The organism is bacterium (genome assembly GCA_035528375.1).
GTDB lineage: Bacteria > RBG-13-66-14 > RBG-13-66-14 > RBG-13-66-14 > RBG-13-66-14 > RBG-13-66-14.
In genome coordinates this window covers 1-2,214 of sequence record DATKYS010000096.1, presented here as the reverse complement: position 1 = coordinate 2,214, position 2,214 = coordinate 1, and the positions used below count along the sequence as shown (strand labels likewise).

The 2,214-nt window shown below is 67.6% G+C and carries 2 protein-coding genes; one reads left to right on the top strand and one right to left on the bottom strand.

Annotated features, from left to right (window positions below; all coding sequences use genetic code 11):
- Positions 1-29: 29 nt before the first annotated feature.
- Entirely contained in the window at positions 30-398 is a 369-nt protein-coding gene (locus tag VM054_07535) for a hypothetical protein (protein ID HUT98910.1), read from the bottom strand.
- 203 nt (positions 399-601) lie between these two features.
- Between VM054_07535 and hisS the strand changes: the two genes are divergently transcribed.
- Complete coding sequence (gene hisS, locus VM054_07530) at positions 602-1,969, top strand: histidine--tRNA ligase (GenBank protein ID HUT98909.1); 1,368 nt, start codon at positions 602-604, stop codon at positions 1,967-1,969.
- The last annotated feature ends 245 nt before the right edge of the window (positions 1,970-2,214 follow it).

The following is a 2,214-nucleotide window of genomic DNA, read 5'->3' as shown; positions in this document are numbered from 1 at the left end:
AGCCCTCAAGCCGCCCCGCGCCGCCCCGGTCACTCGAACTGATCCCACATCGGCTTCATCAAGAGGAACAGTATCAACGGACCGACGAAGGTGTAGATGTAGAGGTAGATGGGGAATCCCAGATATATCTGGATGCCCAGGGAGGCGACGGCCGTGGCGGCGACGGCCCAGAACCCCCACTTCTTCCACAGCATCAGCGCCACGGCGGCGATGAGCTGTATCAGCGCCAGCACGCCCCAGGCAACGAGAACCCACTCGTCGCCGTGCCGGTAACCCGTGGACATTCCGCCCAACGTGTCGCTCAGGAAGAAATTGCTGATGGACGCGAAGGTCGCCCCGATAATCATGAGCAACAGCCAGGCTGTCAGGCAGCCGCCGCGGTTACGCTCGTCGGTCATCGCGTTCCTCCGATTCAGGGGGGACGTTATCTTCGAAGGGTAGCAGAAGACGAACCTCACTTCAAGGTTGCGGGGTGTGGGTCGGGCCTTCGCTCTCCGGAGCTTGACTGCGGCGCGCCGCCGAAGCATACTATGAGCTTTGGAACCGCCCCGCGGCGGGGATGGACGCCGGGCGGAAGGGCACCCGGTCGGGGAAGAGGGACATGGACGTCATCAAGCCGCGCATCTTCAAGGGCACACGCGATTTCCTCCCGAGCGCGATGATCCCCCGCGAGGACATCATTGACACCATCCGCGAGAGCTTCTCGCGCTACGGCTTCTCGCCCATCTCCACCCCCGCCTTCGAGTACGTGGACATCCTGACCGGCAAGTCGGGCGGAGAGGCCGACAAGCTCATCTACCCCCTGGCCTACCGGGACGGCAAGACCCTGGCGCTGCACTACGACCTGACGGTGCCGCTGGCCCGGGTGATGGCCATGTACCCCGGGCTCCCCACGCCCTTCAAGCGGTACCAGATCCAGCCGGTGTGGCGGGCCGACCGTCCGCAGCTCCGGCAGGGGCGCTTCCGCGAGTTCCTCCAGTGCGACGCGGACATCGTGGGGGTGGAGGGGGCGCTGGCCGACGCGGAGATAATCGCCCTCACCGCCGACATCCTCGGGCGGCTGGGTTTCGGCATCGGCGAGCGCAAGTACCTCATCCTGGTGAACGACCGCCGGTTCCTGGCCGGCGTGGTGGCCTGGGCCGGGCTCTACCCCGGGCAGTGGCTCTCGCCGGTGTGCCGGGCGATGGACAAGTACGACCGGGACGGGATGGACGGGGTGCAGTCGGAGCTCGAGGGGCTGAAGCTGGAGCCCAAGATTATCGAGCGGCTGATGCGGGTCTTCGAGGACGTGCCCGCCGACCTCCGGGCGCGGGCGGGCCACTCCAGGGCCAAGGAGCTTCTGGACAACTGGGCCGACGTGCTGGACTTCGACGAGGAGGCGCTGTCGCTGGGCGCCCTCTTCGACGCCGTCGCCGGGTTCGGCGTGCCCGACAACACCTGGGTCTTCACCCCGTGGCTCTCGCGGGGGCTGGATTACTACACCGGGCCCATCTTCGAGTCCGTCCTCCCCTCCGAGCCGCACATCGGCTCCCTCTCGGGCGGCGGGCGCTACGACGGCCTGATAGGCCGCTTCGGCGACCGCGGCATACCCGCCACCGGCACCACCATCGGCATTGACCGCATCTTCGCCGCCATGGAGCAGCTCGGCGTGGTGCGCAAGACCTCCTGCCGCACGCAGGTGCTGGTGGCCAATTTCGGCGGCGACACCCTACCCTTCGAGCTGAACATGGTGGCCGAGTTCCGCAACGCCGGCCTGGCCACGGAGATTTACCTCGAACCGGCCAAGCTGGCCAAGCAGTTCAAGTACGCCGACAAGCAGGGCATCCCCGTGGTGGCGGTCATCGGGCCCGAGGAGGCCGACAAGGGCATGGTCAAGCTCAAGTGGATGGACTCGGGGTTGGAGGAGGTCGTGTCGCGGACCCGGGCGGTGTACGGGTTGAAGGAGAAGCTGGCGATGCGCGGGGATTGAGGGACGCGCAGGCCGCCGGCCCCCCTCTCCCCGTGGGAGCGGCGCGCCGACGGGTTGGGGTGAGGGCTGCCTTATAAAACGGGCCGACCTGAACGGCGCGCCGTCGGTCGGCCCCTACATCATCGCAATTCGCGGCGGCCCGCGGAGGGGCCGCCCTACATCATCGCATCCGGCCATACCCCGTAGGGGCGACCGGTAGGACGAGTCCTCCACGGTCGCCCGCGGGCGGGTGTAGACACCCGCCC

What these genes read in the sequence shown, in the direction of transcription:
- hisS (HUT98909.1), top strand. Translation starts at nt 602, where the DNA reads ATGGACGTCATCAAGCCGCGCATCTTCAAGGGCACACGCGATTTCCTC.
- VM054_07535 (HUT98910.1), bottom strand. Translation starts at nt 398, where the DNA reads ATGACCGACGAGCGTAACCGCGGCGGCTGCCTGACAGCCTGGCTGTTG.